This is a genomic window from Volucribacter amazonae, assembly GCF_029783845.1.
Classification (GTDB): Bacteria; Pseudomonadota; Gammaproteobacteria; order Enterobacterales; family Pasteurellaceae; genus Volucribacter; species Volucribacter amazonae.
The window spans coordinates 1,564,093-1,589,740 of sequence record NZ_LWID01000001.1; the positions used below are offsets into that span (position 1 = coordinate 1,564,093).

Annotated in this window: 39 protein-coding genes and 1 pseudogene; 38 read left to right on the top strand and 2 right to left on the bottom strand. The window is 38.6% G+C overall.

What is annotated here, in order from left to right:
- Positions 1-53: 53 nt before the first annotated feature.
- The 4 genes from asnA (at position 54) to A6A20_RS07485 (ending at position 3,009) form a co-directional block, all read left to right on the top strand.
- Positions 54-1,046: an aspartate--ammonia ligase gene (gene asnA, locus A6A20_RS07470; protein ID WP_279572853.1), complete on the top strand. Its 993-nt coding sequence runs from the start codon at positions 54-56 to the stop codon at positions 1,044-1,046.
- A 250-nt stretch (positions 1,047-1,296) separates the two neighbouring features.
- Positions 1,297-2,412 (top strand): transglutaminase-like domain-containing protein, encoded by a 1,116-nt coding sequence (locus A6A20_RS07475; RefSeq protein WP_279572854.1) that lies wholly within the window; start codon positions 1,297-1,299, stop codon positions 2,410-2,412.
- Entirely contained in the window at positions 2,381-2,743 is a 363-nt protein-coding gene (locus tag A6A20_RS07480) for a hypothetical protein (RefSeq protein ID WP_279572855.1), read from the top strand. The genes A6A20_RS07475 and A6A20_RS07480 overlap by 32 nt, the downstream gene beginning before the upstream one ends.
- Entirely contained in the window at positions 2,740-3,009 is a 270-nt protein-coding gene (locus tag A6A20_RS07485) for a heavy-metal-associated domain-containing protein (RefSeq protein ID WP_279572856.1), read from the top strand. Before A6A20_RS07480 ends, A6A20_RS07485 begins: the two co-directional genes overlap by 4 nt.
- A gap of 20 nt (positions 3,010-3,029) precedes the next feature.
- On the opposite strand, the gene dusA is transcribed toward A6A20_RS07485, so the two are convergent.
- Together dusA and A6A20_RS07495 are read right to left on the bottom strand one after the other, a co-directional pair.
- Positions 3,030-4,007, bottom strand: coding sequence for a tRNA dihydrouridine(20/20a) synthase DusA (gene dusA, locus A6A20_RS07490; protein WP_279572857.1), 978 nt, complete (start codon positions 4,005-4,007; stop codon positions 3,030-3,032).
- Between the two features lie 91 nt (positions 4,008-4,098).
- Positions 4,099-5,479, bottom strand: a pseudogene (locus A6A20_RS07495) (chloride channel protein).
- 306 nt (positions 5,480-5,785) lie between these two features.
- Between A6A20_RS07495 and rpsJ the strand changes: the two are divergent.
- The 34 genes from rpsJ (at position 5,786) to rbsB (ending at position 25,568) form a co-directional block, all read left to right on the top strand.
- Positions 5,786-6,097 carry a 30S ribosomal protein S10 gene (gene rpsJ / locus A6A20_RS07500; RefSeq protein WP_001181005.1) on the top strand — a complete coding sequence of 104 codons (312 nt, stop codon included), beginning with the start codon at positions 5,786-5,788 and terminating at the stop codon, positions 6,095-6,097.
- A 14-nt stretch (positions 6,098-6,111) separates the two neighbouring features.
- Positions 6,112-6,738, top strand: a complete 627-nt coding sequence (rplC, locus tag A6A20_RS07505; protein WP_279572858.1) for a 50S ribosomal protein L3 — start codon at positions 6,112-6,114, stop codon at positions 6,736-6,738.
- A 15-nt stretch (positions 6,739-6,753) separates the two neighbouring features.
- Positions 6,754-7,359, top strand: a complete 606-nt coding sequence (rplD, locus tag A6A20_RS07510) for a 50S ribosomal protein L4 (protein ID WP_132690396.1) — start codon at positions 6,754-6,756, stop codon at positions 7,357-7,359.
- A complete protein-coding gene (rplW, locus tag A6A20_RS07515; RefSeq protein ID WP_132690394.1) occupies positions 7,356-7,658 on the top strand; it encodes a 50S ribosomal protein L23 in 303 nt (100 codons plus the stop codon). The genes rplD and rplW overlap by 4 nt, the downstream gene beginning before the upstream one ends.
- Before the next feature lie 19 nt (positions 7,659-7,677).
- Positions 7,678-8,499, top strand: a complete 822-nt coding sequence (gene rplB, locus A6A20_RS07520; protein ID WP_279572859.1) for a 50S ribosomal protein L2 — start codon at positions 7,678-7,680, stop codon at positions 8,497-8,499.
- A gap of 28 nt (positions 8,500-8,527) precedes the next feature.
- The gene (rpsS, locus tag A6A20_RS07525; protein ID WP_100289142.1) at positions 8,528-8,803 is read left to right on the top strand and encodes a 30S ribosomal protein S19; all 276 of its coding nucleotides are present in this window, start codon (positions 8,528-8,530) and stop codon (positions 8,801-8,803) included.
- Between the two features lie 10 nt (positions 8,804-8,813).
- A complete protein-coding gene (gene rplV, locus A6A20_RS07530) occupies positions 8,814-9,146 on the top strand; it encodes a 50S ribosomal protein L22 (RefSeq protein ID WP_050692961.1) in 333 nt (110 codons plus the stop codon).
- Between the two features lie 17 nt (positions 9,147-9,163).
- On the top strand, positions 9,164-9,871 hold the full coding sequence (gene rpsC, locus A6A20_RS07535; protein ID WP_132690390.1) for a 30S ribosomal protein S3: 708 nt from the start codon (positions 9,164-9,166) through the stop codon (positions 9,869-9,871).
- A 13-nt stretch (positions 9,872-9,884) separates the two neighbouring features.
- On the top strand, positions 9,885-10,295 hold the full coding sequence (gene rplP, locus A6A20_RS07540) for a 50S ribosomal protein L16 (RefSeq protein ID WP_279572860.1): 411 nt from the start codon (positions 9,885-9,887) through the stop codon (positions 10,293-10,295).
- Positions 10,295-10,486 carry a 50S ribosomal protein L29 gene (gene rpmC, locus A6A20_RS07545; protein WP_005717924.1) on the top strand — a complete coding sequence of 64 codons (192 nt, stop codon included), beginning with the start codon at positions 10,295-10,297 and terminating at the stop codon, positions 10,484-10,486. Before rplP ends, rpmC begins: the two co-directional genes overlap by 1 nt.
- Complete coding sequence (gene rpsQ / locus A6A20_RS07550; RefSeq protein WP_132690386.1) at positions 10,486-10,743, top strand: 30S ribosomal protein S17; 258 nt, start codon at positions 10,486-10,488, stop codon at positions 10,741-10,743. The genes rpmC and rpsQ overlap by 1 nt, the downstream gene beginning before the upstream one ends.
- A 155-nt stretch (positions 10,744-10,898) precedes the next feature.
- Entirely contained in the window at positions 10,899-12,134 is a 1,236-nt protein-coding gene (locus tag A6A20_RS07555) for a ComEC/Rec2 family competence protein (RefSeq protein ID WP_279572861.1), read from the top strand.
- Between the two features lie 322 nt (positions 12,135-12,456).
- On the top strand, positions 12,457-12,828 hold the full coding sequence (gene rplN / locus A6A20_RS07560; RefSeq protein WP_126599516.1) for a 50S ribosomal protein L14: 372 nt from the start codon (positions 12,457-12,459) through the stop codon (positions 12,826-12,828).
- Between the two features lie 12 nt (positions 12,829-12,840).
- Positions 12,841-13,161, top strand: coding sequence for a 50S ribosomal protein L24 (rplX, locus tag A6A20_RS07565; RefSeq protein ID WP_132690382.1), 321 nt, complete (start codon positions 12,841-12,843; stop codon positions 13,159-13,161).
- Positions 13,162-13,178: 17 nt separating this feature from the next.
- A complete protein-coding gene (gene rplE, locus A6A20_RS07570; RefSeq protein ID WP_132690380.1) occupies positions 13,179-13,718 on the top strand; it encodes a 50S ribosomal protein L5 in 540 nt (179 codons plus the stop codon).
- A 12-nt stretch (positions 13,719-13,730) separates the two neighbouring features.
- Positions 13,731-14,036 carry a 30S ribosomal protein S14 gene (gene rpsN, locus A6A20_RS07575; RefSeq protein ID WP_132690378.1) on the top strand — a complete coding sequence of 102 codons (306 nt, stop codon included), beginning with the start codon at positions 13,731-13,733 and terminating at the stop codon, positions 14,034-14,036.
- Positions 14,037-14,071: 35 nt separating this feature from the next.
- A complete protein-coding gene (gene rpsH, locus A6A20_RS07580) occupies positions 14,072-14,464 on the top strand; it encodes a 30S ribosomal protein S8 (RefSeq protein WP_279572862.1) in 393 nt (130 codons plus the stop codon).
- Between the two features lie 15 nt (positions 14,465-14,479).
- On the top strand, positions 14,480-15,013 hold the full coding sequence (gene rplF / locus A6A20_RS07585; protein WP_132690374.1) for a 50S ribosomal protein L6: 534 nt from the start codon (positions 14,480-14,482) through the stop codon (positions 15,011-15,013).
- A 13-nt stretch (positions 15,014-15,026) separates the two neighbouring features.
- A complete protein-coding gene (gene rplR / locus A6A20_RS07590; RefSeq protein WP_132690372.1) occupies positions 15,027-15,380 on the top strand; it encodes a 50S ribosomal protein L18 in 354 nt (117 codons plus the stop codon).
- A 15-nt stretch (positions 15,381-15,395) separates the two neighbouring features.
- Positions 15,396-15,896, top strand: coding sequence for a 30S ribosomal protein S5 (gene rpsE, locus A6A20_RS07595; RefSeq protein WP_132690370.1), 501 nt, complete (start codon positions 15,396-15,398; stop codon positions 15,894-15,896).
- 6 nt (positions 15,897-15,902) lie between these two features.
- On the top strand, positions 15,903-16,082 hold the full coding sequence (gene rpmD / locus A6A20_RS07600; protein ID WP_132690368.1) for a 50S ribosomal protein L30: 180 nt from the start codon (positions 15,903-15,905) through the stop codon (positions 16,080-16,082).
- Positions 16,083-16,085: 3 nt separating this feature from the next.
- Entirely contained in the window at positions 16,086-16,520 is a 435-nt protein-coding gene (gene rplO, locus A6A20_RS07605) for a 50S ribosomal protein L15 (RefSeq protein WP_132690366.1), read from the top strand.
- Positions 16,521-16,527: 7 nt separating this feature from the next.
- The gene (secY, locus tag A6A20_RS07610) at positions 16,528-17,853 is read left to right on the top strand and encodes a preprotein translocase subunit SecY (RefSeq protein WP_132690364.1); all 1,326 of its coding nucleotides are present in this window, start codon (positions 16,528-16,530) and stop codon (positions 17,851-17,853) included.
- A gap of 33 nt (positions 17,854-17,886) precedes the next feature.
- On the top strand, positions 17,887-18,000 hold the full coding sequence (gene rpmJ / locus A6A20_RS07615; protein WP_005543607.1) for a 50S ribosomal protein L36: 114 nt from the start codon (positions 17,887-17,889) through the stop codon (positions 17,998-18,000).
- Between the two features lie 139 nt (positions 18,001-18,139).
- Positions 18,140-18,496, top strand: a complete 357-nt coding sequence (gene rpsM, locus A6A20_RS07620; protein WP_132690362.1) for a 30S ribosomal protein S13 — start codon at positions 18,140-18,142, stop codon at positions 18,494-18,496.
- A 14-nt stretch (positions 18,497-18,510) separates the two neighbouring features.
- Positions 18,511-18,900: a 30S ribosomal protein S11 gene (gene rpsK, locus A6A20_RS07625; RefSeq protein ID WP_132690360.1), complete on the top strand. Its 390-nt coding sequence runs from the start codon at positions 18,511-18,513 to the stop codon at positions 18,898-18,900.
- A 29-nt stretch (positions 18,901-18,929) separates the two neighbouring features.
- Complete coding sequence (rpsD, locus tag A6A20_RS07630; protein WP_279572863.1) at positions 18,930-19,550, top strand: 30S ribosomal protein S4; 621 nt, start codon at positions 18,930-18,932, stop codon at positions 19,548-19,550.
- A 34-nt stretch (positions 19,551-19,584) separates the two neighbouring features.
- Positions 19,585-20,574 (top strand): DNA-directed RNA polymerase subunit alpha, encoded by a 990-nt coding sequence (locus A6A20_RS07635; protein WP_132690356.1) that lies wholly within the window; start codon positions 19,585-19,587, stop codon positions 20,572-20,574.
- A 38-nt stretch (positions 20,575-20,612) separates the two neighbouring features.
- Positions 20,613-20,999, top strand: coding sequence for a 50S ribosomal protein L17 (gene rplQ / locus A6A20_RS07640; RefSeq protein ID WP_279572864.1), 387 nt, complete (start codon positions 20,613-20,615; stop codon positions 20,997-20,999).
- A gap of 381 nt (positions 21,000-21,380) precedes the next feature.
- Positions 21,381-21,623 carry a sulfurtransferase TusA gene (gene tusA / locus A6A20_RS07645; protein ID WP_279572865.1) on the top strand — a complete coding sequence of 81 codons (243 nt, stop codon included), beginning with the start codon at positions 21,381-21,383 and terminating at the stop codon, positions 21,621-21,623.
- Between the two features lie 123 nt (positions 21,624-21,746).
- Entirely contained in the window at positions 21,747-22,166 is a 420-nt protein-coding gene (gene rbsD, locus A6A20_RS07650; protein ID WP_279572866.1) for a D-ribose pyranase, read from the top strand.
- A 21-nt stretch (positions 22,167-22,187) separates the two neighbouring features.
- On the top strand, positions 22,188-23,681 hold the full coding sequence (rbsA, locus tag A6A20_RS07655; RefSeq protein ID WP_279572867.1) for a ribose ABC transporter ATP-binding protein RbsA: 1,494 nt from the start codon (positions 22,188-22,190) through the stop codon (positions 23,679-23,681).
- A gap of 14 nt (positions 23,682-23,695) precedes the next feature.
- Complete coding sequence (rbsC, locus tag A6A20_RS07660; RefSeq protein WP_279572868.1) at positions 23,696-24,670, top strand: ribose ABC transporter permease; 975 nt, start codon at positions 23,696-23,698, stop codon at positions 24,668-24,670.
- A 19-nt stretch (positions 24,671-24,689) separates the two neighbouring features.
- Entirely contained in the window at positions 24,690-25,568 is an 879-nt protein-coding gene (gene rbsB / locus A6A20_RS07665) for a ribose ABC transporter substrate-binding protein RbsB (protein ID WP_279572869.1), read from the top strand.
- Positions 25,569-25,648: the final 80 nt, after the last annotated feature.

A 25,648-nucleotide genomic window follows, 5' to 3' on the forward strand; every position in this document is an offset into this window, starting at 1 on the left:
GCACACAATATACATAAAAATTATAAAAATGTATTCTATAAAGGCAATATAAGATGAAAAAATCATTTATTTTACAACAACAAGAAATTAGTTTTGCCAAAAATACCTTTACTGAAAAATTAATTGAACATTTAGGTATTGTTGAAGTTCAAGGTCCAATCTTAAGCCAAGTGGGCAATGGTATTCAAGATAATCTTTCAGGTACAGAGAAAGCAGTGCAAGTAAATGTGAAACAGATCACAGATGCGACCTTTGAGGTTGTACATTCTTTAGCCAAATGGAAGCGTCATACTCTTGCCCGTTTTGGTTTTAAACCAAATGAAGGATTATTTGTACACATGAAGGCATTGCGTCCTGATGAAGATTCGTTAGATCGTACCCATTCGGTTTATGTGGATCAATGGGATTGGGAAAAAGTGATGCCGGAAGGATCCCGTAATTTAGATTATTTAAAACAAACCGTACGTTCCATTTATGCCGCTATTCGTGAAACAGAGGCTTTGGTTGATAAAAAATTTGGCTTAAAATCTTTCTTACCTGAGCAAATTACCTTTGTACATACTGAAGATTTGGTTAAACGTTTTCCTGATATGAATGACAAACAGCGTGAAAATGCGATTTGTAAAGAGTATGGAGCGGTCTTTTTAATTGGCATTGGTGGCGAGTTATCCAATGGTAAGCCACATGATGTGCGAGCCCCAGATTATGATGACTGGACAACGCCGTCAGAGGGTGAGTACAAAGGCTTAAATGGGGATATTTTAGTTTGGAATCCTGTGTTGGAAAGTGCTTTTGAGTTATCTTCAATGGGGATTCGTGTTGATGAGGCAGCATTACGCCGTCAGCTTGCTATCAAAGGCGATGAAGATCGTTTACAATTTGACTGGCACCAAGATCTTATCAATGGGCGTTTACCACAAACTATTGGTGGAGGTATTGGACAATCTCGTCTAGTCATGTTATTGTTACAGAAAAAACATATTGGCGAGGTACAATGTAGTGTATGGCCGAAATCGGTTATGCAAGAATTTGATAACATTTTATAGTTTATCCTTGGTTATTTAATGCAAGTGCGGTCAGAAATATTTTTATTTTTGACCGCACTTTTTTTCTATTCTTAAATATCATTTCAATTTAAAATAAGGCAAGGCGGTACGGCGAGACGTACCAACGCTGTATTATTTTAACAACTATAACGTTGCCTTTCTTTCACTTCTTAGGTAGTATGATCCAGTTAATACGCATCAGTATTAATACTGAAATAGATTAAGTTTAATTATTTTAGGATTTATCAATATGAAAAAAATGCTTTTCGCCCTAAGTTTAGGGGCTTATTCTACCGCTTTTGCCAATCCCGTTGAGCTTTCTTCTCCTTATACCGATGTTCATACTTATGAACTCAATCAGCATTATCATTTAGAAGCCCCAAAAGGTTCGCAAGGGCAAATGTACTTATGGGTGCCTGTGCCTTTTGATAGTGCTTACCAGCAAGTGAAATCCATTCAATTTGAAGGGAATTATCAGCAGGCTTATATTACGGATAATAACAGCTATGGTGCAAAAACCTTATTTGTAAGCTGGGATAGTCAAGTTTCACAACCTGATTTAACTTTGACCTTTGTTATTCAAACTCAAGATCGTGAACCCGCTAAACAGCAATTATTACAAGCCTACCAAGTGCCAGAGAAAATTATTTATCCTGTTGATGTTGTTGAGTTTTTAAAGCCTACTCAACATATCAAAACCGATGGGATTGTTAAACAATTTGCGGATAAGATTGTGGGCGATGAAAAGAACCCATTGCAACAGGCGAAACTTATTCATCAATGGATTGTGGATAATATGGAGCGTGATAATGATGTGATTGGTTGTGGTGAGGGCGATGTGGCGAAAATCTTAACCACAGGCGTATTAAAAGGAAAATGTACTGATATTAATTCGGTTTTTGTTGCTTTAGCCCGAGCGGTGGGTATTCCAGCTCGAGAGGTTTTTGGGCTTCGTTTGGGGGCTTCCGAGAAATTGGCACAATATTCTGCAACCGCCTTTGGTAGTGCTGATGCGAACGGTGTGGCACAAGTGAGTGGAGGGCAACATTGTCGTGCTGAATTTTATTTAGCGGGGTTTGGTTGGGTGCCAGTGGATTCTGCTGATGTAACGAAAATGCGATTGGCTGAACACAAATCCGTTGATGATCCTGCAACGCAAGCGGTAGCTGATTATTTGTTTGGTAATTGGGAGATGAATTGGGTTGGTTTTAATTATGGGCGTGATTTTGATCTTTATCCGACACCAGAATTAGCCCCACTCAATAATTTTGGTTACCCTTATGCGGAAATGGGTGGCGACCCTTTAAATTTCTTTGACCCAGCAAGTTTTAAATATGAATTTACAGCCAAAAAGCTCAATAAATAAATTATTTTTAGCCACATTTACCGCCTTAATGAGTGCAATAGGGGCGAGCCTATGTTGTATTGCACCATTAATTTATTTATTGTTTGGTGTGTCATCAGCTTGGTTAGTGAGTTTGCATCAACTGAGCTTTTTGCAATACCCATTATTGATCATCTTTTTATTGACCTTTGCCTATGGCGGTTGGCTACTGTTTTTTAGCCATAAAATCCTTTGTACAAAGTATATCTCTCGCATGGGATTGCGAATAGGCTATTTAGTGGTTTTTATTCTTTTATTATTTTTGCTTAGTTATCCTTATATATTGCCTTGGTTATTAGAGGGAAGTGAATGAAAAAATTAGCGATTGTTTTTTTAATTTTATATGCTCAAATGGCGGCTGCCACTGAAAAGCAGGTAGTTTTGCAAATTAAAGAAATGACCTGTCAGCTATGTGCTTATACGGTGAATAAAACCTTGCGTGATGTGCAGGGCGTAATCACCACAAAAGCCAATATTCAAAACCAAACTGTGCGAGTTACCGCACAGCAAGATCTTGATAACCAGCAACTGATTGAGGCGATTGAAAGCCTAAATTATTCAGCGGTGCTACAAAAATAATTTGAAATTTGACCGCACTTTTATTCGGTATTTACCAGACTTAATGCCTGTTCTACCACTTCCACCCCAGCGTTGGGCTTAAAGGCATTTTCACTTAAATAACGTCGCCATTGTCTTGCTCCTTTGCAATGTTGGAAAGCATTAATCATATGGCGTACAATATGGTTAAGTTGTGAACCTTGACTAAGTTCTTGTTCTATATAGGGAAACATTTTGGTTACCGCTTGGCGAGGGGTAACAATGGGGCAAAGGGGATCAAATAAGGCTTGATCAATATAACCGAGTAAACTTGGATTTTGATAGGCTTCTCGCCCCACCATTACGCCATCAACATAATTTAAATGTTGTTGTATTTCGGTAATAGTTTTGATACCGCCGTTAATCACGATCTTTAAATCAGGAAAATCTTGTTTAAGTTGATAAACTCTGGCGTAATCAAGTGGCGGAATTTCTCGATTTTGTTTTGGACTAAGCCCTGATAACCAAGCCTTGCGTGCGTGAATAATAAATTCTCGCCCACCAATTTGAGTGATATGTTGAATAAAATCCACTAAAAAAGCATAGCTATCTTGGTCATCAATGCCGATACGTGTTTTTACCGTAACAGGGAGCGAAGTCGCTTGTTGCATTCGTTGCACACATTCGGCAACCAATGCGGGTTTTGCCATTAAGCAAGCACCAAACATACCATTTTGCACACGATCTGAGGGACAACCCACATTAAGATTAATTTCGTGGTAGCCATATTGTTCCGCTAAACTTGCACAATGAGCGAGTTGTTGGGGATCGCTGCCACCTAATTGTAGTGCCACAGGGTTTTCACTAGGGGTAAAGATGAGATGATCATATTTACTATGAATGATCGCCCCTGTGGTAACCATTTCACTATACAATAAAGCATGCTGGCTAAATTGACGGTGAAAATAACGACAATGGCGGGTTGTCCAATCAAGCATTGGTGCAACAGAAAATCGCCCTCGATAAAAGTGTTTTTGCATAATTTGTCTTACTCTGTCTTACTCAAAGTGCGGTATGTTTTGCTAAAATTTTGAGGCTGGATTATAGCAAAGTTTTTTATTTGCCTAGGATTTAATTTTCGGTTTTTTGATTCATTTGATGCTGAAATTTTTCTGCGACAAGGTGATAAAAAGGTTTTGGGCAGAATTGTTTGGAGATGATTGTAGCAATAAGGCAACAAATCAACACCCACAATAATGCACTTTGGCTAGAGGTCATTTCCATCACAATAACGGCGGCAGTAACAGGCGATTGTGTTGTTGCCGCAAGAAATGCTGCCATACATAATAAAACGAGAAAGCGAGAATCTATACTACCGTCAGTAAATACCCAAATTTGATTCCCAATTCCAGCACCAATAGTGAGAGCTGGGGTAAATATTCCGCCTGCAATACCCGACCAATATGTCAAGACAGTAGCAAGTAGCTTAGCGATGCCAGTATATTCAGGTTGCAAAGTTTGCCCTTCCAATGCTGTTGTTACTACGGTATAGCCTGTGCCATATGTTTGACCATGGGAATATAGCCCCAATAATGCAAGCATTAAACCGAGGAATAAAGCGGTATAAATAGGATGCTTTTGTACCCATTTCTTTGCGATGATAGGGAGGTAAGCCAATAATCCTTTAGCAAGTAGATGTGCAAAAACGCCCCCTAAAACACCACAGATAACACTGCACAATAATAGCCATATTATAAGATGTTTTATGCTAGATGGACCTTCATATTGTGGAAAATAGGGATTATTACCTTGTATTAAAATTAACACGAACCCTGCGATAAGTACGCCTAATAAAACGCGTTTTCCCCAGCGTAAAGGTTTATTACGAGAAAGTTCTTCAATAGCGAAAATAATACCTGCTAATGGTGCATTAAAAGCGGCAGCTAATCCGCCAGCAGCCCCTGTTGTAATAAGTTCATTAATGGTTAATCCTTTAAAAGGCGAGTTGGTAACGGCGGCAAATATTTCCCCAATATAGCATAACAGCAGCCCCTACTTGGACAGATGGTCCTTCCCGTCCAACCGAACCGCCAATTAGCATGGCGATAAAAGTGAGAGGAATTTTCCAAAGGGTTTGTTTGAATGTAATTAAGGTCGTTTTTTGGCTATGGTTATAAGGTAAATTAATTGAAGCTATAACTTGAGGAATACCACTACCTTTGGTATAAGGGGCATATTTTTGAGTAAACCAAACGAGAATAGATAAACCTAAAGGAAGTAATATTAAGGCAAGATAAGGATATTGACTTGCCCAATAAGCATTAATAGATAAGGCAATATCGGCAAGTTTTGCAAAGGCAAAAGAAAATAGAGCAACTAATGTTGCACCTATAAATAAACAGATAAACCCAATACTTTTATGTGAAATCCGAAGGGTTTGACGACGTTTTTTATCTAAGTAACGCTCCCCTTTTTTAAAAAGGGATAATTTTATATCTTTTTTCATACTCATTTTTAATGAGATGTGTATTTGTTTGTAGGGTATTTTCTGCTTATAGAGTATGAAATGCAATAGTTTTATTCTATGAAAATTCTTGCAATCGCTTATTAACTTGTGTAGAATACGCCCACTTTCTTTTTTGAAAGTCATTTGATGTAATCATTTATCAAATGAGTATGGAGATTTTTCATACTAACAATGTTCCCGATTTGGGGACTATATAAAGAGGTTAACTGCACTTCCTTTTCTTTTTTAAATGATAGAAAAGTGATGGTGTCAGTTTTATTATTAGCTAATTTTTATTGGAGCTCTGGTCTAATGCAGAACCAAAGAATCCGTATCCGCTTAAAAGCATTCGATCATCGTTTGATCGATCAATCTACTGCGGAGATCGTAGAAACAGCTAAACGTACTGGTGCACAAGTTCGTGGTCCAATTCCTTTACCAACTCGTAAAGAACGTTTTACAGTATTGATTTCACCACACGTCAACAAAGATGCACGTGATCAATATGAAATTCGTACTCACAAACGTTTAGTTGATATTGTTGAGCCAACAGAAAAAACTGTTGATGCATTAATGCGTTTAGATTTAGCTGCCGGTGTTGACGTGCAGATTAGTCTAGGTTAATAGAGGTTATTACAATGATTGGTTTAGTCGGTCGTAAAGTGGGTATGACACGTATCTTCAATGAAGATGGCGTTTCTGTACCTGTTACTGTAATCGAAATTGAAGCCAACCGTGTTACTCAAGTTAAAACTGTTGAAACAGATGGCTATTCTGCAATTCAAGTTACTACTGGCTCAAAAAAAGCAAGTCGTGTAACTAAGCCAGAAGCGGGTCATTTTGCGAAAGCAGGTGTTGAAGCTGGTCGCGGTTTATGGGAATTTCGTACTGAAGGTGAAGAATACACCTTAGGTCAAGAGATTAATGTTGACATCTTTGCAGATGTTAAAAAAGTTGATGTTACTGGTACATCTAAAGGTAAAGGATTTGCTGGCGGTGTTAAACGTTGGAATTTCCGTACTCAAGATGCAAGCCACGGTAACTCTTTATCACATCGTGTACTTGGTTCTATTGGTCAAAACCAAACACCAGGTCGTGTGTTTAAAGGTAAAAAAATGGCGGGACAATTAGGTAATGAACGTGTAACCGTTCAATCCCTTGAAGTTGTTCGTGTTGATGCTGAGCGTAAATTATTATTAGTAAAAGGTGCTGTTCCGGGTGCAACTAATAGTAATGTTATCGTCAAACCAGCAATTAAAGCATAAGTCTAGGAGATAGAGATGGAATTAGTAACTAAAGATGCACAAAGTGCATTGACTGTTTCTGAAACTACCTTCGGACGTGAGTTTAACGAAGCGTTGATTCACCAAGTTGTTGTTGCTTATGCAGCAGGTGCTCGTCAAGGTTCTCGTGCCCAAAAATCTCGTGCTGAAGTGTCTGGTTCAGGTAAAAAACCTTGGCGTCAAAAAGGTACTGGTCGTGCCCGTTCGGGTGATATTAAATCACCAATTTGGCGTTCTGGTGGTGTAACTTTCGCAGCAAAACCACAAGATCACAGCCAAAAAGTGAACAAAAAAATGTATCGTGGTGCGATTAAAAGTATTCTTTCTGAATTAGTTCGTCAAGAGCGTTTAATCGTTGTTGAGAAATTTGAAATTGATGCACCAAAAACTAAAGTTTTAGTGCAAAAATTAAAAGAATTAGCACTTGATGATGTATTAATCATCAAAGCAAGTGTAGATGAAAATCTATTCTTAGCTGCACGTAACTTATATAAAGTTGATGTTCGTGATGTGCAAGGTATCGATCCAGTAAGTTTAATCGCTTTTGATAAAGTGGTGGTTACTGTTGATGCGGTAAAACAAATTGAGGAGATGTTAGCATGAGTCAAGAACGTTTGCTAAGAGTGCTTAAAGCACCGCATGTCTCTGAAAAGGCAACAAATAACGCTGAGAAGTCTAACACTATCGTGTTCAAAGTCGCTTTAGATGCAAATAAAGTAGAAATCGCTAATGCGGTTGAACAATTATTCGAAGTGAAAGTGGATTCTGTTCGTACTGTGGTTGTTAAAGGTAAAACCAAACGTCATGGTGCAAGAATTGGACGCCGCAGTGACTGGAAAAAAGCTTATGTAACGCTACAAGAAGGTCAAGAATTAGACTTTGTTGATAGTGCGGTAGAGTAATTCGGAGGATTAGAAGAAGATGGCTATCGTAAAATGTAAGCCGACCTCCGCTGGTCGTCGTCATGTTGTTAAAGTTGTTAACCCAGATTTATATAAAGGTAAGCCTTATGCACCTTTATTAGCAACAAAATCTAAAACGGGTGGTCGTAACAACCTAGGTCGTATCACTACACGTCATATCGGTGGTGGTCATAAACAACATTATCGTCTAATTGATTTTAAACGTAATAAATTAGATATTCCTGCGGTTGTTGAGCGTCTAGAATATGATCCAAATCGTTCTGCAAATATTGCTTTAGTGTTATATAAAGACGGTGAACGCCGTTATATCTTAGCACCTAAAGGTTTATCTGTAGGCGATCAAATCCAAGCTGGTGTGAATGCGGCAATTAAAGTTGGTAATAGCTTACCAATGCGTAATATCCCAGTTGGTTCAACTGTACATAATGTTGAATTAAAACCAGGTAAAGGCGGACAAATTGCACGTTCAGCTGGTGCTTATGTACAAATTATTGCACGTGAAGGTAACTATGTAACCTTACGTTTACGTTCTGGTGAAATGCGTAAAGTATTAGCAGAATGTTGTGCAACTATCGGTGAAGTGGGTAACTCAGAACATATGTTACGTGTACTTGGTAAAGCAGGTGCAAGTCGTTGGAGAGGTATTCGTCCAACTGTTCGCGGTACAGCAATGAACCCGGTAGATCACCCTCATGGTGGTGGTGAAGGTCGTAACTTTGGTAAACATCCTGTGACTCCATGGGGCGTTCAGACTAAAGGTAAGAAAACTCGCCATAACAAACGTACTGATAAATATATCGTACGCCGCCGTGGTAAATAATTTTTTTTGATTAGATAGAGGATAAACCATGCCACGTTCTCTCAAGAAGGGTCCATTCCTTGACCTACACTTGTTGAAGAAGGTAGAGAAAGCGGTGGAAAGCGGGGATAAAAAACCAATTAAAACTTGGTCCCGTCGTTCAATGATCATTCCATCAATGATTGGATTGACCATCGCTGTCCATAATGGTCGTCAGCACGTTCCTGTATTTATTTCTGATGAAATGATCGGTCATAAATTAGGTGAATTTGCACCGACTCGTACTTACCGCGGTCATGCTGCGGATAAGAAAGCTAAGAAGTAAGGGGTAAAAGATGGAAACTATTGCAAAACATCGTTACGCTCGCACTTCAGCACAAAAAGCTCGTTTAGTTGCGGACTTAATCCGCGGTAAAAAAGTCGCTCAAGCGTTAGAAATCTTAACTTATACTAATAAAAAAGCAGCTGCTTTAGTTAAGAAAGTGCTTGAATCAGCGATTGCTAATGCAGAGCATAATGACGGTGCAGATATCGATGATCTTAAAGTTGCTAAGATTTTTGTAGATGAAGGTCCTAGCATGAAACGTGTTATGCCACGAGCTAAAGGTCGTGCAGATCGTATTTTAAAACGTACAAGCCACATTACAGTGGTTGTGTCAGATCGTTAAGAGTAGAGGAATAGCAAATGGGTCAAAAAGTACATCCACATGGTATTCGCTTAGGTATTGTTAAACCTTGGAACTCTACTTGGTTCGCGAATACACAAGATTTCGCTGATAATTTAGATGGCGATTTCAAAGTACGTAAATTCTTAAATAAAAAGTTAGCGAATGCTTCTGTTTCACGTATCACTATTGAACGTCCAGCAAAAAGTATTCGAGTAACTATTCACACAGCTCGCCCGGGTATCGTAATTGGTAAAAAAGGCGAAGATGTTGAAAAATTACGCAATGCAGTAGCAACTATTGCTGGTGTACCTGCACAAATTAACATCGCTGAAGTGAAAAAACCTGAATTAGATGCAAAATTGGTTGCAGAAAACATTGCTTCTCAACTTGAGCGCCGTGTAATGTTCCGTCGTGCGATGAAAAAAGCCGTACAAAATGCAATGCGTTTAGGAGCAAAAGGTATCAAAGTTGAAGTAAGCGGTCGTTTAGGTGGTGCAGAAATTGCACGTTCAGAATGGTATCGTGAAGGTCGTGTACCTCTTCATACTCTTCGTGCAGACATCGATTATAGCACAGCTGAAGCTCATACAACTTACGGCGTTATCGGCGTAAAAGTATGGATCTTCAAAGGTGAGATTTTAGGTGGTATGGCTGCAGTGGCACAACAACCAGAACAACAACCTGCCACGCCGAAAAAGGCACCTCGTGGTAAAGGTCGTAAGTAAGGAGAACTGCTAAATGTTGCAACCAAAACGTACAAAATTCCGCAAAGTCCACAAAGGTCGTAACCGTGGTATTGCTGGTGGTACAGAAGTTAGCTTCGGTACTTACGGTTTAAAAGCAATTGGTCGTGGTCGTTTAACTGCGCGTCAAATTGAAGCCGCTCGTCGTGCAATGACGCGTGCTGTAAAACGTCAAGGTAAAATCTGGATCCGAGTATTCCCAGATAAACCAATTACAGAAAAACCATTAGAAGTCCGTATGGGTAAAGGTAAAGGTAACGTTGAGTACTGGGTAGCCCTAATCCAGCCGGGTAAAGTATTATATGAAATGGACGGTGTATCTGAAGAAATTGCCCGCAATGCTTTTGCATTAGCTGCGGCAAAACTTCCATTCAAAACAACGTTCGTAACTAAGACGGTGATGTAATGAAAGCTCAAGAACTACGTACAAAAAGTGTTGAAGAGCTGAATGCTGAATTGGTTAACTTGTTAGGTGAGCAATTCAAGTTGCGTATGCAAGCAGCCACCGGTCAGCTTCAACAAACCCATCAGTTAAAACAAGTGCGCCGTAGTATCGCACAGGTAAAAACTGTTCTAACAGAGAAGGCGGGTGAGTAATGACTGATAAAATTCGCACATTGCAAGGTCGTGTAATTAGCGACAAAATGGATAAATCTTTTACAATCGCGATTGAGCGTTTCGTAAAACACCCGTTATACGGTAAATTTATCCGTCGCACTACAAAATTACATGTGCATGACGAAAACAATCAAGCTAAAGAAGGTGATATTGTTGAGATTCGTGAATGTCGTCCAATCTCTAAAACAAAATCCCACACTTTAGTTCGTGTTGTTGAAAAAGCAGTAAATGCTTAATCAACCAACTTAATCTTTAAATGCCCTCTTTTGAGGGCATTTTTTTGTCATGGAGTCTAGATTTTAATCATTAGGATAGTATAAAATGAAATAGTATTGAAATTAGATATGCTTGTTCGTTTTCTCAAATAATACTAATGTAAGAGAGGAATAATATGATAAAAATGGAATATACTTTTTGGAATGTAGGGCAAGGGCTGTTTTCTAGTGGCAGAATAATCGATAATAATAAAGAATTTATTTGGGTCTATGACTGTGGTTCAACAAATCAGCATCATATTATTCCCTCTGTAAAAAAAATGAAGGATAGATATCAGAATAAAGTCATTGATTTGCTTGCTATATCCCACTTTGATAAAGATCATATTTCAGGATTATCTGAGTTACTAAAAGGGAGAACTGTTCGCTATTTATTTATGCCATATTACCCATTAGAGGAACGATTATTTATCTTTTTTAAAAATAAAGTAGATAAATCTTTATTTGAGTTCTATTTAAATCCTTTCCAGTATTTACAAAAACATTATGGTGATTCTTTAACGGATAGTTGTACTATTATTCTTATTCCTCCGTCTACGTCAGATGAAAATTCCGATAGTGGAAATTTTTCAACTATTAATTTTGATGAATTTGATGAGTTTGATAAAAGTGATATTAATACTAAAAATGGTCTTAAATATTTAGATAGTGATTCAATAGGGGAAAATATTAAGTTTACTATTGTTTCTCTTAAAAAAGCGATTAAATTTACTTATCAAGGAATTAGTTTTATTCCTTACAATATGCCTTTGCAGGTTGTTGGTATACCTGCAAACTTAGAAAAATTGAAACAAGATATTAAGAATATTTTAAGTAAATATAATAATGATATTAGCAATGCTCTCATTGATTTGAAAAATCTATATAAAAAAAGGTTTACTAATAAGCAAAATATTATCTCATTGTTTTTGTATGTATTGCCAGATCAAGGAGTATTTAATAAGATTACGCTTACAAATGAAGTTGATATAACTAGTAATAAATATTTTTGTTTCCTTAATAGGCTAAGGCATTATTTTGGTTATTGTCAATGCTTAAATAATTATAATGGATTTGCTCTTTTATATACAGGAGATGGTAATTTAAATAAGAAAGAATATTTTAAATTATTAGAAGATTATATTGGTGTTGACAATATAGAAAAAATGTTTTGTTTGCAAGTACCACATCATGGCTCTAGATCTAATTGGTATCAAGGGTTAGCTAATGATATAGAGGCAAAAATTGCAGTTTTTTCAGCCAATCCGTTAGGACGTTATCATCATCCTCATTTTGAAGTCTTATCAGATTTTTTACCTTGCAGAACTTTTACTGTTGATCTGTATCAGAATTTAACGATCAAATATCAATAATAGATTACTAATAGTGTTAATAGATAATGTTAGGTGGGGAATAGATTATGAATAATATGGTAATGTTTAAATATTGTTAATGTGTTCAGCATCTCATAATTGGAGAGTAATGATCCATATAAACAATGCTATTAGGCTAATTTTTTATTCATAGCTAGTTTTATACAAAGTGCGGCCATTTTTAAAAAGTTTTCTGTTTACTCATTTCAAAAACCAGTTGCCTTTATTTAGGGTATTATGATAAAATCCAAGCCCACTTGCCTGTATCGGTAAGTGATTCGTCCCCGAAAGGGTTTTGTTTATATTTTAGCGGAGTACTAAGATGATCCAAGAACAGACTATGCTTGACGTGGCAGATAACTCTGGCGCACGTAGCGTAATGTGTATCAAGGTTCTAGGTGGATCGCACCGTCGTTATGCTGCTATTGGCGATATTATCAAAATTACTGTGAAAGAAGCAATTCCTCGCGGTAAAGTGAAAAAAGGTGATGTGTTAAAAGCAGTTGTTGTGCGCACCAAGAAGGGTGTTCGTCGCCCAGATGGATCAGTTATTCGCTTCGATGGTAATGCTTGTGTAGTTTTAAATAACAATACTGAGCAACCAATCGGTACACGTATTTTCGGACCAGTGACGCGTGAACTTCGTTCTGAGAAGTTTATGAAGATCATTTCTTTGGCACCAGAAGTACTGTAAGGAGAAGTGAAAATGGCTGCAAAAATCCGTCAAAACGATGAAGTTATTATGATTGCTGGTAGCACTGAAAAGGGCAAAGGCAAACGTGGTAAAGTAACAAAAGTATTACCGAATGGTAAAGTAATTGTTGAAGGTTTAAACGTTATTACTAAACATGAAAAACCTGTACCAGCTTTAGGTAAAGCAGGTGGTTTAGTGAAGAAAGAAGCACCTATTGATGTTTCAAATGTAGCGATTTTCAATCCTGAAACAAATAAAGCTGACCGTGTAGGTTTCCGATTTGAAGATGGTAAAAAAGTGCGTTTCTTCAAATCTACTGGTAAAACAATTTAATTAACTGGAGTAATGCGATGGCGAAACTGCATGATTACTACAGAGATACAGTAGTGAATGAATTAAAATCAAAATTCAACTACAAATCTGTCATGCAAGTCCCACGAATCGAAAAGATAACCCTGAATATGGGTGTGGGTGAAGCATTGACCGACAAGAAATTGCTAGATAACGCAGTAGCGGATTTAGCAGCAATCAGCGGTCAAAAACCTTTAGTAACTAAAGCTCGCAAATCTGTTGCTGGCTTTAAAATCCGTCAGGGATATCCAATCGGTTGTAAAGTGACCCTACGTGGTGAGCGTATGTGGGAATTTTTTGAACGATTAATCTCTATTGCTGTTCCACGTATTCGTGATTTCCGTGGTTTAAGTGCGAAATCATTTGATGGACGTGGTAATTATAGCATGGGTGTGCGTGAACAAATCATCTTCCCTGAAATCGATTATGATAAAGTGGATCGTGTACGTGGTTTAGATATTACTATTACTACTACGGCGAAAACTGATGAAGAAGGTCAAGCACTACTTGCTGCCTTTAACTTCCCATTCCGTAAATAAGGCAGGTTATAAATGGCTAAACAATCAATGATCGAGCGCGATTTAAAACGTGCTAAATTAGCTGAAAAATTCTACGCTAAACGTGTTGAATTAAAGAAAATTATTTCAGATGTGAACGCCTCTGACGAAGATCGTTGGAATGCGGTGTTAAAGTTACAAACTTTACCACGTGATTCTAGCCCAAGTCGTCAGCGTAACCGTTGCCGTCAAACTGGACGTCCACATGGTGTGTTACGTAAGTTTGGTTTAAGTCGTATTAAAGTCCGTGAAGCTGCGATGCGTGGTGAAATCCCGGGCCTTAAGAAAGCAAGTTGGTAATTTACCACTTTATTTTGGAATCGGAGTAAAAGCACATGAGCATGCAAGATCCAATCGCAGATATGTTGACTCGTATTCGTAACGGTCAGGCTGCGAATAAAGTAGCGATCAACATGCCTTCCTCCAAGCTAAAAGTGGCTATCGCCAATGTATTAGCGGAAGAAGGTTATATTGAGAGCTTTAAAGTATTAGAAGGTGCAAAACCTGAGTTGGAAATTACATTAAAATATTTCCAAGGTAAACCAGTTGTAGAAAGCATTCAACGTGTAAGCCGTCCTGGTCTTCGTATTTATAAACGTAAAGACGAATTACCAAGAGTAATGGGTGGTTTAGGTGTTGCTGTTGTATCTACATCTAAAGGTGTGATGACTGACCGTGCAGCTCGCCAGGCGGGTTTAGGCGGTGAGATTATCTGTTACGTAGCTTAATAGAAGAGGTAGGAAATGTCTCGAGTTGCTAAAGCACCCGTTAATATTCCTGCCGGCGTAGAGGTAAAACTCGACGGTCAGCTATTAACGGTAAAAGGTAAAAATGGCGAGTTATCTCGCAAGATTCATAATGCAGTTGAAGTGAAACAAGATAATGGTGCATTGACGTTTTCTCCTCGTGAAGGCGTGGTAGGTGCAGATGCACAAGCAGGGACTTCACGTGCATTAGTTAATGCAATGGTTATTGGTGTTACTGAAGGTTTCACTAAGAAACTACAATTAGTAGGGGTAGGTTATAGAGCACAAGTTAAAGGTAATGCAGTAGCTTTATCTTTAGGTTATTCTCACCCTATTGAACATACTTTGCCTGCGGGTATTACTGCAGAATGCCCATCACAAACTGAAATTGTTTTAAAAGGTATTGATAAACAATTAATCGGTCAAGTGGCAGCAGATATTCGTGCTTATCGCCGTCCTGAACCTTATAAAGGTAAAGGGGTACGCTATGCTGATGAAGTGGTGCGTACAAAAGAGGCTAAGAAGAAATAATTAAGGTAACACTATGGATAAGAAATCAGCTCGTATCCGTCGTGCAGCACGTGCACGTCATATGATGAGAGAACAAGGAGTAACTCGTTTAGTTATTCACCGTACTCCTCGTCATATTTATGCTCAAGTGATTGCACCAAACGGTTCAGAAGTGCTTGCCGCTGCTTCAACTGTTGAGAAAGTAATTAGTGAGCAAGTAAAATATACCGGAAATAAAGATGCTGCTGCAGTAGTAGGTAAAACTGTTGCTGAGCGTGCATTAGCGAAAGGCGTAAAAAGCGTAGCTTTCGATCGTTCTGGTTTTAAATATCATGGTCGTGTCCAAACGTTAGCGGACGCTGCCCGTGAAGCTGGTCTACAGTTCTAATAGAGGTAATTTGAGATGGCAAGCATCGAAAAACAAACTGGTGAACTGCAAGAGAAGCTAATCGCGGTGAACCGTGTATCAAAAACTGTAAAAGGTGGTCGTATCATGAGCTTTACTGCTTTAACAGTAGTAGGTGATGGTAATGGTCGTGTAGGTTTTGGTTACGGTAAAGCTCGTGAAGTTCCGGCAGCTATCCAAAAAGCGATGGAAAAAGCACGTCGCAATATGATTAACGTAGCTTTAAATGAAGGGACATTACAACACCCTGTTAAAGGTACTCACACTGGTTCTCGTGTATTTATGCAACCAGCGAGTGAAGGTACTGGGATTATCGCAGGTGGTGCAATGCGTGCAGTGTTAGAAGTAGCAGGCGTTCGCAACGTTCTTTCTAAAGCATACGGTTCAACCAACCCAATCAACGTTGTTCGTGCAACTATTGATGCACTAGCAAATATGAAATCACCAGAAATGGTTGCTGCAAAACGTGGCAAAACTGTTGATGAAATTTTGGGGTAATTGACTATGGCAAAAACTATTAAAGTAACACAAACTCGTAGCTCAATTGGTCGTTTACCAAAACATAAAGCTACGTTACGTGGTCTAGGTCTTCGTCATATTCGTCATACCGTTGAGTTAATTGATACCCCTGCGGTACGCGGTATGATTAACCAAGTTTCATACATGGTTAAAGTGGAGGAGTAATAGATGCGTTTAAATACTCTATCTCCGGCTGAAGGTGCTAAGCATAGTGCTAAGCGTTTAGGTCGTGGTATTGGTTCAGGTTTAGGTAAAACTGGTGGTCGTGGTCATAAAGGTCAAAAATCTCGTACTGGTGGCGGTGTTCGCCGTGGTTTCGAGGGTGGTCAAATGCCTTTATACCGTCGTTTACCAAAATTTGGTTTTACTTCAATGAAATCAGCAGTAACAGCTGAAGTTCGTTTGAATGACCTTGCCAAAGTAGAAGGTAATGTAGTCACTTTAGATTCATTAAAAGCTGCGAATGTTATTACTAAAGATATTCAATTCGTTAAAATTATTTTAGCGGGTGAAGTGAAAGGTGCAGTAACAGTTCGTGGATTACGTGTAACTAAAGGGGCTAAAGCAGCGATTGAAGCTGCAGGCGGTTCAATCGAGGAATAATTGACAAATGGCTAAGCAACCAGGTTATCAAAATAGAAGTACTCAAAGTGGTACTGGTGAATTAAAACGCAGACTATGGTTTGTGTTAGGAGCACTTATCGTTTTTCGTATAGGCTCTTTTATTCCCGTTCCTGGTATTGATGCAGCCGTTTTAGCTCAATTAATTGAACAACAAAAAGGCACCATCATTGATATGTTTAATATGTTCTCTGGTGGTGCATTGAGCCGAGCATCGATTTTTGCATTAGGGATCATGCCGTATATCTCGGCATCGATTATTATACAATTATTGACAACGGTCCACCCAGCATTAGCTGAATTAAAGAAAGAAGGTGAAGCAGGTCGGCGTAAAATTAGCAAATATACACGCTATTCAACTTTAGGCCTTGCAACCATTCAAGCCATAGGTATCTCAACTGGCTTACCAAATATGTTACCCGGTTTAGTACCAAATCTTGGATTTGGTTTTTATTTTACTGCGGTAATTAGCTTGGTAACGGGAACTATGTTCCTAATGTGGCTAGGAGAGCAAATTACTGAACGTGGTATTGGTAATGGTATTTCTTTAATTATTTTTGCGGGTATTGTAGCTGGATTACCATCTGCAATTGGTCAAACTATTGAGCAGGCTCGTCAAGGACAAATGCACGCACTGGCACTATTATTAATAGCAGTGATTGTATTTGCGGTTACTTATTTTGTGGTCTTTGTTGAAAGAGGACAAAGAAGAATTAAAGTTGAATATGCTAAACGCCAACAAGGTCGTCAGATTCTTGGTGGGCATAGTAGTCATTTACCATTAAAAGTAAATATGGCTGGTGTTATCCCTGCTATTTTTGCTTCAAGTATCATTCTATTCCCTGCAACCTTAAGCCAATGGTTTGGTCAGGGAGCGAGTGCAGATTGGTTGACTGATTTATCTATGTTATTAGCACCCGGACAACCGCTTTATATGATATTATATGCGGTGTCTATTATTTTCTTTAGTTTCTTTTATACCGCAATGCAATATAATCCGCGTGATACCGCTGATAATTTGAAAAAGTCAGGTGCATTTATACCTGGAATTAGACCCGGTGAACAAACATCACGTTATATTGATAAGATTATGACTCGCTTAACATTAATTGGCGGTCTATATATTACATTTGTATGTTTGATTCCTTACATTATGATGTCAGCATGGAATGTTCAGTTTTATTTTGGCGGAACGTCTTTGTTGATTGTCGTTGTGGTAATAATGGATTTCATCGCTCAGGTTCAAAGTCATTTAATGTCTACTCAATATGAATCTGCGTTGAAAAAAGCAAACCTTAAAGGTTTTGGACAATAGTAATATTGTCTTTTGATAGAAAAGGGATAAGCAATGAAAGTTCGTGCTTCCGTGAAGAAATTATGTCGTAACTGTAAAGTTGTTAAACGTGAAGGGGTTGTACGTGTACTATGTTCAGACCCTAAACATAAACAACGTCAAGGTTAATTGAAATATTTTCTTGCAAAGAACCAGCTGAGCGGATATACTGCTCAGCTCATTTATGTCCTTGATATACTGTTTGAGTATCCTGAAACGGGCTTTTCAAGATCAGTATATCAAATTAGTTAAAATATAGGAGTGCATAGTGGCCCGTATTGCAGGCATTAACATTCCTGATCATAAACACACTGTGATCGCATTAACTGCTATCTATGGTATCGGCAAAACTCGTGCACAACATATTTGTGCGGCAACGGGAATTGCTGAGAATGTTAAGATCAGTGAATTGTCTGAAGAGCAGATTGATAAACTGCGTGACGAAGTTGGTAAATTTACTGTTGAAGGTGACTTACGTCGTGAAGTAACACTTAACATCAAACGTCTATTAGATTTAGGATGTTATCGTGGTTTACGTCATCGTCGTGGTTTACCGGTGCGTGGTCAACGCACTAAAACTAACGCGCGTACCCGTAAGGGTCCTCGTAAACCGATCAAGAAATAGTCGGGGTAATATAAATGGCTAAAACACCAGTTCGTACACGTAAACGTGTAAAAAAACAAGTTGTAGATGGCGTGGCTCATATTCATGCCTCTTTCAATAACACAATCGTTACTATTACTGATCGTCAAGGTAACGCTCTAGCATGGGCAACTGCTGGCGGTTCAGGTTTCCGTGGTTCTCGTAAATCTACACCGTTTGCAGCACAGGTTGCCGCAGAACGTTGTGCCGAAATGGTAAAAGAATTCGGCTTAAAGAACTTGGAAGTTATGGTGAAAGGACCTGGTCCTGGTCGTGAGTCAACTATTCGTGCATTAAATGCAGCGGGTTTCCGTATTACGAATATTACTGATGTGACTCCGATTCCTCATAACGGTTGTCGTCCACCGAAGAAACGTCGTGTTTAATGGCGTCATAGGATAGTTGGAGAAAGAAAATGGCAAGATATTTGGGTCCTAAGCTCAAGCTGAGCCGTCGTGAAGGTACCGATTTATTCCTTAAATCAGGTGTCCGCGCGATTGATTCAAAATGTAAAATTGATACAGCACCAGGTCAACACGGTGCTCGCAAACCACGTTTGTCTGATTATGGTAGTCAATTACGTGAGAAACAAAAAGTTCGTCGTATTTATGGCGTATTAGAACGTCAATTCCGTAACTACTATAAAGAAGCAAACCGTTTAAAAGGTAACACAGGTGAAAACCTATTAGTGTTGTTAGAAGGTCGATTGGATAACGTTGTTTATCGCATGGGATTTGCTGCAACTCGTGCAGAAGCTCGCCAATTAGTGAGCCATAAAGCGATTGTTGTAAATGGTCGTGTTGTGAATATTCCATCTTTCCAAGTTTCTGTTGATGATGTTATTGCAGTTCGTGAAAAATCAAAAAAACAAGCTCGTATCAAAGCATCATTAGAATTAGCAGAACAAAGAGAAAAACCAACATGGTTAGATGTTGATGCTGCTAAAATGGAAGGTGTTTTCAAACGTGTTCCTGAACGTTCTGATTTATCAGCAGATATTAACGAACATCTGATCGTCGAGCTTTATTCTAAATAATAGTTAAAGTTTCGCGCAGCAAAGAGAGGATAAAATGCAGGGTTCTGTTACAGAATTTTTAAAGCCACACTTAGTAGATATTGAACAAATTAGTTCAACTCATGCTAAAGTGATCTTAGAGCCGTTAGAGCGTGGATTTGGTCACACATTAGGTAATGCATTGCGTCGTATTCTTTTATCTTCAATGCCGGGTTGTGCCGTAACTGAAGTTGAGATTGATGGCGTATTGCATGAGTATAGTAGTAAAGAAGGTGTTCAAGAAGATATTCTTGAAGTACTTTTAAACTTAAAAGGCCTAGCGGTTAAAGTACAGAATAAAGATGATGTTTTATTAACATTGAGCAAATCTGGCATTGGCCCTGTTGTTGCAGGTGACATCATTCATGATGGTGATGTTGAGATCGTAAATCCTGAGCATGTAATTTGTCATTTGACAGACGAAAACGCATCAATTCAAATGCGTATTCGTGTGCAACGTGGTAGAGGCTATGTTCCTGCTTCTGCTCGTGTTCATGCTCAAGATGAAGAGCGTCCTATTGGTCGTTTATTGGTAGATGCTTGTTATAGTCCAGTAGATCGTATTGCTTATAATGTTGAGGCAGCTCGTGTTGAACAACGTACTGACTTAGACAAATTAGTAATTGAATTGGAAACTAACGGCACTATTGATCCAGAAGATGCAATTCGTCGAGCAGCAACGATTTTAGCAGAGCAACTTGATGCATTCGTTGATTTGCGCGATGTTCGTCAGCCTGAAGTTAAGGAAGAAAAACCGGAATTTGATCCGATTTTACTACGTCCTGTTGATGACTTAGAGTTGACAGTTCGTTCTGCTAACTGTTTGAAAGCAGAAACAATTCATTATATCGGTGATTTAGTACAACGCACAGAAGTTGAATTATTAAAAACCCCTAATTTAGGTAAGAAATCTCTTACTGAAATTAAGGACGTTTTGGCTTCACGTGGACTATCACTAGGTATGCGCCTTGAAAATTGGCCGCCAGCAAGTATTGCTGAAGATTAGGTCATTTAGGTTAAGATTTTTCTGAGAAGGATAAGATCATGCGCCATCGTAAGAGTGGTCGTCAACTAAACCGTAATAGTAGCCATCGCCAAGCGATGTTCCGTAATATGGCAAGTTCATTGGTGACTCACGAGATCATCAAAACGACTTTACCTAAAGCGAAAGAATTACGTCGTGTAGTTGAGCCGTTAATTACTTTAGCAAAAGTAGATAGTGTGGCAAATCGCCGTTTAGCTTTTGCTCGTACTCGTAACATTGATGTTGTTACAAAATTATTTAATGAATTAGGTCCACGTTTTGCACAGCGTGCAGGTGGATATACTCGCATTTTAAAATGCGGTTTCCGTGCAGGCGATAATGCACCAATGGCATACATTGAATTAGTTGATCGCCCTGAAGTAGCTACTGAAGCAGCAGCGGAATAATTCTAATATAAATATGAAAAAGCCTGCCAAGTGCAGGTTTTTTTATTTTATACTTGTCCCATTTTAAAATGATACAGTGCTGGGAAGATAGAAGATTAATAGCAACTAACAGAATAATCATTAGAATATTGTTTGTTTAGATATTGGACACCAAATTATCTTTGGTTTGTTACCTTGTTTTATTTTAAATTGAACGGCTATATCAAATAAAATAGCATCATTTTTGATCAAAGTGCGGTAAGTTTTGAAATAATTTTTTCTAATATCATCAATATAGATTGCGGTATTAATTGTTCTATACTCGTATAAATTTCTTTTATGGTTTTATTGGCTTTAAGGTATGATAGCCAACAATTTTCTAAGTATAGATAAGTAGAGATTATGAATAATTTAATCAGTCATCAACAGCTAGATGCAATGGGGTTGCGTTGCCCTGAACCTGTGATGTTAGTCCGTAAAACTATTCGGCATATGCAAGAGGGTGAAATATTGCATATTATTGCTGATGATCCTGCGACAACTAGAGATATACCGAGTTTTTGTCAGTTTATGGATCATACTTTGCTTGAGCAACAAACGGATTCTTTACCTTATCAATATTGGATTAAGAAAGGAATTTCTTGATCCTGTTCACATTTTTAACAATACCTATTTTCCTTTTGGATTTTTTCTTTTTACAATTCATTTAAGTTTAGCGAAACGTTTCGCTAGGAAAATAATTGTGAATTGATTAGCGAGAAATGATCCATGAAAAAAACAGCCTTATTAAATGCCCCTCTTTCTCATTTGATTGCCCGTTTGGGGCATACTGATAGTTTAGCTATTTGTGATGCAGGCTTACCTATTGCTCAACACTTAGAGCGTATTGATTTAGCATTATGTCCTAATATTCCTAGCTTTTTGCAAACATTTGATGTGGTCGTACAAGAGCTTTTTGTTGAACGTGTGTTATTAGCAAGTGAGATAAAACAAAAAAATCCGCAAATTTATACCGCACTTTTAGCCAAAATTGCGGATTTAGCCGAGCAACAGGGTAATACTATTCAAATTGATGAGGTTGAACATGCTGTTTTTAAACAACAGACACAGTCTTGTAAAGGTATTGTGCGTACAGGGGAATGTTCGCCTTATGCCAATATTATTCTCTATTCAGGTGTGCCTTTTTAATCTTCGTTTATAGGAGGTGGTATGTCTAAACAGCCATTATTGAAGATTTCTCATGTAGATAAAATTTTCCCCGGTGTTAAAGCCTTAAATCAGGCTTGCTTATCCGTTTATGCAGGGCGAGTTATGGCGTTAATGGGGGAAAATGGGGCAGGTAAATCTACCTTAATGAAAGTGTTGACGGGAATTTATTGCAAAGACGCAGGCGATATCCTGTATTTAGGGCAAAGTGTCAATTTTGCTAATCCAAGAGCTTCACAACAAGCTGGTATTAGTATTATTCATCAAGAATTAAATTTAATAGGTAACTTAACCATTGCGGAAAATATTTTTCTTGGGCGAGAGTTTATCACCCCTTGGGGACGGATTGACTGGGCAAAAATGTATGCCGAAGCGGATAAGTTGCTGGCTAAATTAGGGGTTAAGCATCGTAGCCACACCCTTTGTAGCCAATTATCTCTTGGTGAGCAACAACTAGTAGAAATTGCTAAAGCCTTAAGTTTTCAGGCTAAAGTTATCATTATGGACGAACCAACGGACGCTTTAACAGATAAAGAAACTGCGACATTGTTTCAAGTGATTGCCGAACTAAAGGCACAACAATGTGGTATTGTCTATATTTCCCACCGTATCAAAGAGATATTTCAAATTTGTGATGATGTTACGGTTTTGCGTGATGGGCAGTTTATTGCGGAATGTGAAGTTAAGGATTTAACTGAAGAACGATTAATTGAGCTGATGGTAGGGCGTAGTTTAGATGAACAATATCCCCATATTAACCAACCACGAGGAAAGTTACGTTTAGAGGTAGAACATTTGGTGGGACAAGGGATTGACGGTGTGAGTTTTCAATTATATGAGGGTGAGATCCTTGGTATTTCTGGCTTAATGGGGGCAGGACGTAGTGAATTAATGAAAATGATTTATGGTGCATTGCCTATTATAGCGGGAGAAGTGCGGTTAAATCAGCAAAAAATTTTAAATCGTTGCCCACAAGAGGGATTAGAGAATGGCATTGTTTATATTTCCGAAGATCGTAAGGGTGATGGGCTGATTTTATCCTTGTCAGTAAAAGAAAATATGTCATTAACGGCATTAAAACAACTTTCACATTGGGGGCATATTGATAGTAAAGCGGAAACAATGATCGTTGATGATTTTATTGCGTTATTCAATATTAAAACTCCCACAAGGGAACAGCAAATTGGTTTGTTGTCTGGCGGTAATCAGCAAAAAGTTGCCATTGCAAAAGGATTATTAACTCGTCCAAATGTATTAATTATTGATGAACCAACGAGAGGCGTTGATGTGGGAGCAAGAAAAGAGATTTACCAGTTAATCAATAAGTTTAAACAAGAGGGGTTGAGCATCATTATGGTGTCTTCGGATATGCCTGAAGTCTTGGGTATGAGTGATCGCATTTTAGTGATGTGCGAAGGAAAAATCAGTGCCGAATTTCAGCGTAATGAGGCAACTCAAGAAAAGTTACTGGCAGCTGCCATTAGCCAACAACATTAAGAGAGGAACGATATATGGTTGCAATTAAACAGAAAGCCCCTTTTAAGTTAGGTGCATTTTTAATAGAACAACGTTCAATTATTGCGTTATTGATATTAATTGCGGTGGTTTCAATGTTAAACCCTCACTTTTTTAGTGTGGACAATATCCTGAATATTTTACGCCAAACCTCGGTAAATGCGATTATTGCGGTGGGTATGACCTTTGTGATTTTAATTGCGGGGATTGATTTGTCGGTAGGCTCGGTATTGGCGCTCACAGGGGCAATGGCGGCTTCTATGGTGGGTATGGAACTTTCCATTTTTCTGGTTATCCCCGTTACCTTATTGATTGGCACATTATTAGGTGGCGTAAGTGGTGTGATTGTGGCAAAAGGCAAAGTACAGGCCTTTATTGCAACCTTAGTAACAATGACGCTATTACGAGGGGTAACGATGGTTTATACCGATGGTCGTCCAATTAGCACAGGCTTTTCTGACAGTGCAGAACATTTTGCCTATCTTGGTACGGGTTATTTATGGGGAATTCCTGTGCCGATTTGGTTGATGGCACTGGTTTTTGTGGTGGCTTGGTATGTATTAAAGCATACACCGATTGGGCGTTATATTTATGCTTTAGGAGGCAATGAAGCCGCTACTCAGTTATCAGGCATTAATGTCAATAAAGTCAAAATTTTCGTGTTTGCGGTCAGTGGTTTTCTTGCGGCATTGGCTGGCTTGATTGTCACTTCTCGTCTTTCTTCCGCACAACCTACCGCTGGTGTTTCCTATGAATTAGATGCGATTGCGGCTGTGGTGGTTGGTGGTACGAGTTTAATGGGCGGAAAAGGGCGAGTAATGGGAACATTGATTGGAGCATTGATTATCGGTTTTCTAAATAACGCCCTGAATTTATTGGATATTTCATCTTACTATCAAATGATAGCAAAAGCCTTAGTTATCTTGGTGGCGGTATTAGCCGATAACTATTTAGCAAATAAAAAAGTGTAACATGATTAAGGAGAACCCTATGAAAAAGATTGCAAAATCATTATTGGTGGCATTAACGGCAATGTTTGCTACACATATTGCTATTGCCAAACAAACCATTGCTTTAGCGGTATCTACCCTAGACAATCCTTTTTTCGTTTCGCTACGAGATGGGGCAAAACAAAAAGCCGATGAACTGGGCTATAATCTAGTGATTTTAGATTCACAAAATGATCCCGCTAAAGAATTGGCTAATGTGGAAGATTTAATGGTGCGTGGTGTTAAGTTGTTATTAATTAACCCAACGGATTCACAGGCAGTAGGAACGGCGGTAGCTATTGCAAATCGGCAAGGTATTCCTGTTATTACGTTAGATCGTGGTGCGGCAAACGGACAAGTGGTAAGCCATATTGCTTCTGATAATGTCGCAGGAGGAAAAATGGCTGGCGATTTTATTGCTCAACAACTTGGGCAACAAGCGAAAGTGATTCAGCTTGAGGGCATTGCAGGGACTTCTGCTGCCAGAGAACGAGGAGAGGGTTTTCATCAAGCAGTGCAAATTCATCAATTTGATCTTTTAGCAAGTCAGCCTGCGGATTTTGATCGCAGTAAAGGATTAAATGTAATGGAGAATTTACTGGCAAGCCAAGCAGAGGTACAAGCGGTATTTGCACAAAATGATGAAATGGCATTAGGGGCATTAAGAGCCATTAGAGCGGCGAATAAAAAGGTATTGATCGTAGGTTTTGACGGCACTGATGACGGAATTAATGCAGTAAAACGAGGATATTTAGCGGCAACTATTGCTCAACAGCCTGCGTTAATTGGGGAATTGGGCGTGATTACCGCCGACCGAGTGTTAAAAGGCGAAAAGGTTGAGGCGATTATTCCTGTGCCATTGAAAGTGATTAGCCAATAGAACAAATCGCTCATTTTAAATTGAAATGACGATAATAAAGTAATCGAAAGTGCGGTGAATTTTGACCGCACTTTAAAGGG

What these genes read in the sequence shown, in the direction of transcription:
- asnA (WP_279572853.1), top strand. Translation starts at nt 54, where the DNA reads ATGAAAAAATCATTTATTTTACAACAACAAGAAATTAGTTTTGCCAAA.
- A6A20_RS07475 (WP_279572854.1), top strand. Translation starts at nt 1,297, where the DNA reads ATGAAAAAAATGCTTTTCGCCCTAAGTTTAGGGGCTTATTCTACCGCT.
- A6A20_RS07480 (WP_279572855.1), top strand. Translation starts at nt 2,381, where the DNA reads ATGAATTTACAGCCAAAAAGCTCAATAAATAAATTATTTTTAGCCACA.
- A6A20_RS07485 (WP_279572856.1), top strand. Translation starts at nt 2,740, where the DNA reads ATGAAAAAATTAGCGATTGTTTTTTTAATTTTATATGCTCAAATGGCG.
- dusA (WP_279572857.1), bottom strand. Translation starts at nt 4,007, where the DNA reads ATGCAAAAACACTTTTATCGAGGGCGATTTTCTGTTGCACCAATGCTT.
- rpsJ (WP_001181005.1), top strand. Translation starts at nt 5,786, where the DNA reads ATGCAGAACCAAAGAATCCGTATCCGCTTAAAAGCATTCGATCATCGT.
- rplC (WP_279572858.1), top strand. Translation starts at nt 6,112, where the DNA reads ATGATTGGTTTAGTCGGTCGTAAAGTGGGTATGACACGTATCTTCAAT.
- rplD (WP_132690396.1), top strand. Translation starts at nt 6,754, where the DNA reads ATGGAATTAGTAACTAAAGATGCACAAAGTGCATTGACTGTTTCTGAA.
- rplW (WP_132690394.1), top strand. Translation starts at nt 7,356, where the DNA reads ATGAGTCAAGAACGTTTGCTAAGAGTGCTTAAAGCACCGCATGTCTCT.
- rplB (WP_279572859.1), top strand. Translation starts at nt 7,678, where the DNA reads ATGGCTATCGTAAAATGTAAGCCGACCTCCGCTGGTCGTCGTCATGTT.
- rpsS (WP_100289142.1), top strand. Translation starts at nt 8,528, where the DNA reads ATGCCACGTTCTCTCAAGAAGGGTCCATTCCTTGACCTACACTTGTTG.
- rplV (WP_050692961.1), top strand. Translation starts at nt 8,814, where the DNA reads ATGGAAACTATTGCAAAACATCGTTACGCTCGCACTTCAGCACAAAAA.
- rpsC (WP_132690390.1), top strand. Translation starts at nt 9,164, where the DNA reads ATGGGTCAAAAAGTACATCCACATGGTATTCGCTTAGGTATTGTTAAA.
- rplP (WP_279572860.1), top strand. Translation starts at nt 9,885, where the DNA reads ATGTTGCAACCAAAACGTACAAAATTCCGCAAAGTCCACAAAGGTCGT.
- rpmC (WP_005717924.1), top strand. Translation starts at nt 10,295, where the DNA reads ATGAAAGCTCAAGAACTACGTACAAAAAGTGTTGAAGAGCTGAATGCT.
- rpsQ (WP_132690386.1), top strand. Translation starts at nt 10,486, where the DNA reads ATGACTGATAAAATTCGCACATTGCAAGGTCGTGTAATTAGCGACAAA.
- A6A20_RS07555 (WP_279572861.1), top strand. Translation starts at nt 10,899, where the DNA reads ATGATAAAAATGGAATATACTTTTTGGAATGTAGGGCAAGGGCTGTTT.
- rplN (WP_126599516.1), top strand. Translation starts at nt 12,457, where the DNA reads ATGATCCAAGAACAGACTATGCTTGACGTGGCAGATAACTCTGGCGCA.
- rplX (WP_132690382.1), top strand. Translation starts at nt 12,841, where the DNA reads ATGGCTGCAAAAATCCGTCAAAACGATGAAGTTATTATGATTGCTGGT.
- rplE (WP_132690380.1), top strand. Translation starts at nt 13,179, where the DNA reads ATGGCGAAACTGCATGATTACTACAGAGATACAGTAGTGAATGAATTA.
- rpsN (WP_132690378.1), top strand. Translation starts at nt 13,731, where the DNA reads ATGGCTAAACAATCAATGATCGAGCGCGATTTAAAACGTGCTAAATTA.
- rpsH (WP_279572862.1), top strand. Translation starts at nt 14,072, where the DNA reads ATGAGCATGCAAGATCCAATCGCAGATATGTTGACTCGTATTCGTAAC.
- rplF (WP_132690374.1), top strand. Translation starts at nt 14,480, where the DNA reads ATGTCTCGAGTTGCTAAAGCACCCGTTAATATTCCTGCCGGCGTAGAG.
- rplR (WP_132690372.1), top strand. Translation starts at nt 15,027, where the DNA reads ATGGATAAGAAATCAGCTCGTATCCGTCGTGCAGCACGTGCACGTCAT.
- rpsE (WP_132690370.1), top strand. Translation starts at nt 15,396, where the DNA reads ATGGCAAGCATCGAAAAACAAACTGGTGAACTGCAAGAGAAGCTAATC.
- rpmD (WP_132690368.1), top strand. Translation starts at nt 15,903, where the DNA reads ATGGCAAAAACTATTAAAGTAACACAAACTCGTAGCTCAATTGGTCGT.
- rplO (WP_132690366.1), top strand. Translation starts at nt 16,086, where the DNA reads ATGCGTTTAAATACTCTATCTCCGGCTGAAGGTGCTAAGCATAGTGCT.
- secY (WP_132690364.1), top strand. Translation starts at nt 16,528, where the DNA reads ATGGCTAAGCAACCAGGTTATCAAAATAGAAGTACTCAAAGTGGTACT.
- rpmJ (WP_005543607.1), top strand. Translation starts at nt 17,887, where the DNA reads ATGAAAGTTCGTGCTTCCGTGAAGAAATTATGTCGTAACTGTAAAGTT.
- rpsK (WP_132690360.1), top strand. Translation starts at nt 18,511, where the DNA reads ATGGCTAAAACACCAGTTCGTACACGTAAACGTGTAAAAAAACAAGTT.
- rpsD (WP_279572863.1), top strand. Translation starts at nt 18,930, where the DNA reads ATGGCAAGATATTTGGGTCCTAAGCTCAAGCTGAGCCGTCGTGAAGGT.
- A6A20_RS07635 (WP_132690356.1), top strand. Translation starts at nt 19,585, where the DNA reads ATGCAGGGTTCTGTTACAGAATTTTTAAAGCCACACTTAGTAGATATT.
- rplQ (WP_279572864.1), top strand. Translation starts at nt 20,613, where the DNA reads ATGCGCCATCGTAAGAGTGGTCGTCAACTAAACCGTAATAGTAGCCAT.
- tusA (WP_279572865.1), top strand. Translation starts at nt 21,381, where the DNA reads ATGAATAATTTAATCAGTCATCAACAGCTAGATGCAATGGGGTTGCGT.
- rbsD (WP_279572866.1), top strand. Translation starts at nt 21,747, where the DNA reads ATGAAAAAAACAGCCTTATTAAATGCCCCTCTTTCTCATTTGATTGCC.
- rbsA (WP_279572867.1), top strand. Translation starts at nt 22,188, where the DNA reads ATGTCTAAACAGCCATTATTGAAGATTTCTCATGTAGATAAAATTTTC.
- rbsC (WP_279572868.1), top strand. Translation starts at nt 23,696, where the DNA reads ATGGTTGCAATTAAACAGAAAGCCCCTTTTAAGTTAGGTGCATTTTTA.
- rbsB (WP_279572869.1), top strand. Translation starts at nt 24,690, where the DNA reads ATGAAAAAGATTGCAAAATCATTATTGGTGGCATTAACGGCAATGTTT.